Source organism: Endozoicomonas sp. SESOKO2 (assembly GCF_024606245.1).
Lineage (GTDB): Bacteria > Pseudomonadota > Gammaproteobacteria > Pseudomonadales > Endozoicomonadaceae > Endozoicomonas_A.
This window is the reverse complement of record NZ_JAHHPQ010000618.1, coordinates 1-5,262: the sequence shown is the minus strand read 5'-3', so window position 1 is coordinate 5,262 and position 5,262 is coordinate 1. Positions and strand designations below refer to the sequence as shown.

Below are 5,262 nucleotides of genomic sequence, written 5' to 3'. Positions count from 1 at the left end.
TGGGTGAAACGGAATCTGACTATGTGAAACGTACTGCCATTGCCACGCCTCAGCGATTCAGTGAAACCAATGAAGAGTATGCAAAGCGTGTTAAATCAAAGGACATGATGCACGGTTGGACGCGGAACGAGCATTATCTTCAGTTCCGTGAACGACGTGATCACACCATGAGGATGTATGAGCATGGCTGGGAGAAATACTTCAGGGAAAATGTGCCTAAATGGTCATTCTCCCATGCTGACAGCATTCCCTACTCCTACACTCTGGGTGCCTTCTTTGAGAGGCAACAAGGCAGTAATAAGAAACTTACTGCTCTTGATAAAACAACACTTCCCAAGGGAGACGATAAGGGTATCAGTGACGAACTCTGATATCAGAAATCAGCGGATGACCTCTTCATAGCCATCCAATCGAAGGCGGAATAAAGGAATACATAAGGGCTTCGTTAACTCTGAGGTAGTAGTATGACAAATGCACGCTCCAATGCATTAAGCCTTGCAGTAGCAGTTGCAATCAGCTCCTCCATCATAAGCACACAAGCACTGGCCGAGCGCAAGCTTCAGATAAAGTCTGTCGATATTTCGGGCAATGGACATGTGGAGTTTATCCAGAGTGAGGTCATACTTAAGCCAACCTTAGGTGATGACCAGGAGCCAATACCCAAATCCTTTACCACTACCTACCCTGATCTGACTCAAGCCAGAGCGGACTATCTCGTTCCTTCTAATGGCTTTACAGAGGTTCTTTCTTTCATTGATGGTGCCGTTTCCAGCGTTGACCTGTTTGAAACAGACGAGAACGGTGCTGCTCAGAAATACACTAAAGTCCTGAAGGTAGGTGGAGAGGGAATCTTCAGGTTCACCCATAACCTTGAAGAAGAGGAACTGGTCATTGAAGTCAGAGGCGGAATGACCGATCAGGATTCTGTTGAGGCTGTTCGTGATCAAATAACTTTCTCTGACTTATTTTTAGAACCTTTAACGAAAATCGCCAGCCCCGCACAACTGTATAGATTGCTGCAAGGTGCAGATGACAGAGCAGGAAACCTCGGAACCAGTGACCACTATGTTGCCCTTGCCACCATTGAAGTAGAAAAAGTTGAAGTGAGTGGGCGTACATTCATGCGTCTTATCTCAGGAAGGGATCAGCCTCCTGAACTTAAACGTCTGGGTCAGTCGCTCTTTGTCAATGATGAGGTTCTGCTGGCAGCCGCCACCTCTGCCTATATGCAGGTTCATGTACTGAAAGGAAATTTACAGCAGGAAGCTCTGAATAAACTGTTGTCATACCATAAACCCGTCGGATATGTAGTACACATTGAGGATAACAGGCAGACTTACCCTGTGCCCACCGGTTATCCAAAACTGGAAGTGACTGAGGCTCCGGGAGAGATTATTGTTTTTCATGGTCAGAAGCAGAACTCTGCGGATATCGCCTTTGTAGAAACCCTCTATACACTCTGGCAAGAAGCTGAGGGTAATAACCACGCTCTTGCAGTAACAACAAAGGTTAAAAACCTTAAGATCGAAAGCTACCAGTACGCCATTCGAAGCAGGCAGATGGCAGTGCTGGAAGAGTGGGATGCGCGGTACGAAGCCGGAGAAGCTGTCATTGGCGAAAATGAGGCGAGGAAACGTGCACAAGAAGATCAAACGGTGATGTTTTCGCTTGATTTCTATGAGTCTCTCCAACAGGCATTGACCAGTGCTACTCCAACAGATCATGTCCATGAATTTGAGTTCTCACTGGAACACATCAGAGTCGCTTCGTTATTCATCACACCAATCTGGTTGCAGGTTCAACTCGCAAAACACTTCAGCTTCAAACCCGTAATTAAAGGTCTTCTCACTAACCCGCATTTTATTCGGAGTATTCTCAGCATTATACCCGTTTCCTCCGAATTACAGACCGAATTTTTATACAAAAACGAAGAGTTCGCTAACCAGGTTTTAAGCGACATGGCCAGACAATTGATTGAGATCGAAAGCACGCAGGAAGAGCTACAGATAAAAGAAGCCAAACTCATACAGCTTAAAAGTCAATTGCGGCTCACAGTGGATAAAGCCATTGCCAGTGAAAAGAAAAAATTAAGAGCACAACAAATCAGGCTACAAGTTGAGGATGAACTTGCTCAGCTTCGTAACATACACGAAGTATTGCATAGCCAGACACAAACACTCCAGCAGGAAGCCCAACGAATTCCTGCGCTGGAACAAAAGATTCGTGATGCCAGAAAAGAATCCAGAAAGGTTTACAACTCTGAACTGGCAATACAACTTGGCATAGATGACTGGGATGATACCCAGCCACTGGATGAGCAAGCCAGACGCCTCTCAGAAAAAATTAATGACATGAACAGAGCGGTCGCCGCAACCTTTACTGGAGCAGGTCTGCTTGATGAGGAAGCTGTAAAAGCAAAACTGGCGGCGATTGAAGGCCGGTTCGATATTAAACCCCTCAATGAAGACGATCCGGGAGCCCGCTCCCGGTCCATTCAACAGCATCTGCATTATAGGGCAGAGCTGCTCGGTGAGGAGGCTCCACACAGACTGGCTATCATTGAAAGCCAGCTTGGTCTGGTTTCGGATGACGAAGCCCACCCGAAGACCCGTCGTCAGGCCATTCAGCAGCACCTTAAACAACTGGAAGTTCAGCTCGTTCAACAACGTATTCAACAACAAAGCTCCCCCACAGAGGCTGAAAAAGCAGATACAACCAAAGATCGCCTTGCACTCATAGCCTCACATTTAAACATTAAGGAGTTTGATGGCAATGCAGATATTGACGTTCAACAAAATCTCCTGCTTTGGAGAATTGAGTCACTGAATGCTCAAGTACAGAAAGCTCAATGCTGCAGGGATGACACTATCGTCAAAGTCATGACAAGTGCTTTGGCAGCGATTGTTGGTATTAAGTTGAATGAAGACACCACAGAAGAAGACATCAACGCACTGATGGAAGTCATACATGACAGGTTTCAACGTCTTGAAGATACGGAAGAATTACTTAGCGACATCAGAACACCTGGTCACCCCATATCCAAGCCTAAAGTACTTGATAAACTGCGAGCCGTGGAAAAAGCCCTGAAGATGGATAACCTCGATAGCGAGGACGATGAGTATTACCGTCGTCACGCTATTTCTAAGGACATACAGGCATACATCACAAAAGCCGGAGAGAGGGCAGAGGAAGAGGCGCTGGATATACTGGAAGCCGTAGAAGAAACACTCGGGATCAATATCAAGGAAGGTGATGACAAAGCAGCAAGACTTGACAGGGTTCGTACAATACTAGACGGCAATGATGTCACTGAAAAAAAACTGGATGATATACAGTATACCCTCTGGGAAGAAGAAATCGATTTTGATGAAGATAGGGATACAAAACTCGATAATCTTCGCGCGCGTCTTGCCTCTGAAGTTGAAGATACGAATGAACGAGCCAGAGAGCAACAGGAGTATTTTCTTGGAGCCATAGAATACAGGCTTGGCATCGACACGAGTAAAAACGTTGCTGCTAAAAAAAGAGGCAGGGATTTCGTTGCTAAAGTGGCCGACGATCTGAAAGTAAAATTTAAACAAGATGTCGGCCTGGATGAACAGAAGTATGTTCTGCAATCCAGAATTCGGGCATTGAAGTATGAATTAGACCAAACCTACAATGATCTCTACGATGATGAGAGCATCATCGAAACCAAATATAACGAAATTGCCCACCTCCTTGGGGTTGAGAACTATATAGACGATGGCACTTTGGATGTTCAGTTCAATCTCATTACCGAAAAACTACAACAGCTGTATGAAAAAGTGTTTAAAGCGGGCCAGCCTGAGGTTCATGAGCGTATCGCAGCCATTGAGAATGAACTTGACAGGCAAATGGCTCACCTGGGGCCTAAACCCCGATACGTTCTTGACCGTGAGTTAGCCAGAGCCAGAGGAAACATAGAAGAAGCTGAAAGCGAGCTCGATGAACTTCATCGCAAACTGGGGGCTATTCATCGTCAACAAGTGGTATTCGCAGATTCCACTAACATCGACCCAGAAACGGGTAAAGACAAGACGACGCCTAATCAGTTAATGAAAAAACTTCAGACTGAGTTAGGTCTGACACCGGTTGATAAACAAACGACCGGTGAGCGAGTAAACGACATCAGACATCTTTTGCAGAGCGCAGGTTCAGAGAAACATGATGAAATCGTTCAAAAACTGAGAGCTGCTACATCAGAACTGAAAATCTCTGTTGAAGGTAACGCTGAAAGGCTTGCCGAAGAGGATTACTTCGATGCCATTATAACCTATACAGACACTCATGGTCAGGACGAAGTCGAGCACGCAATGGGCGAACTGCCTGAAACCAGAAAAAAGTACGCTCAGGTTACGAAATTTCTGCATGAGCACGCTTTAAAAGAAATGGAATTGACCAGTGCACTGGATGAAGAAAAGCAGGCACGAGAGGAACTGAACACTAAAAATCAGGCGATGCATCCTTCCAAAGAAATCGATTCGAAAACTAAAACTAAACTTGAGCACAATCGACAAGTGCTGGATTTAGTCCTGAAACAGAAAAAAACAAAAATATTAAAAGCACAGAAAGCTATGATGGCTCATAAAAAGGATCTTAAAGCCATTGAAGACGACATGGGTATTAAGCCAGATCCCACTGCGCGATACGCTGACCGGGTTGATGCTTTGAGAAAAAAACAGATAGAAATGGGCGGGCTTGATGGTACTGGCGGGAAGATCCTGCAACTGACCCGGGAACAGGACAGCCTTAACAGAGAAATAGAAGTCAGAAAAGGGGAAATAGAGCAATTAAAGGGAGTCCTGAAAGCTGCAGAGGAAGCCGTTGAAAATGAGGGTGGCTCCTTCCAGTACACGCCCAGACAAGCAAACATACTCACCGATATCTACGCCTACGGACAGTCGCACTCCCTCAAAAAACAGGCTCTGGAAGCCGCAATAGGTCTGGCAGAATCAGCAGAGCTAAGCGGTAAGTTAATACCAAATCTTCATACTTTTGACTTAGACGATGAATTTGCACCCATTCGCTTGCAGGCATTGGCCGGAAACCATCTGAGGTTTGATCAGGCCAGACGGATTGTGGAAGTCTTCAAAAATCTGAAGACTGCATTCACAATTGAGCCCGCAGAAGGCCAGTGTCTGAATCCTCTGGGAGAAGTCCAGAATCTGGCAGACTGGGCAAGAACCCACATTAAAACCGGGCCACAACAATACGACGATGAAATACGCGGCATGGGTGCAG

2 protein-coding genes are annotated in these 5,262 nt (G+C 45.7%); both read left to right on the top strand.

Annotated features, from left to right (window positions below; translation table 11 throughout):
- A partial coding sequence (locus KDK17_RS15320; RefSeq protein ID WP_257288442.1) for a hypothetical protein occupies positions 1–371 on the top strand: 371 nt, incomplete at its 5' end.
- Between the two features lie 93 nt (positions 372–464).
- A partial coding sequence (locus KDK17_RS15315) for a hypothetical protein (protein ID WP_257288441.1) occupies positions 465–5,262 on the top strand: 4,798 nt, incomplete at its 3' end.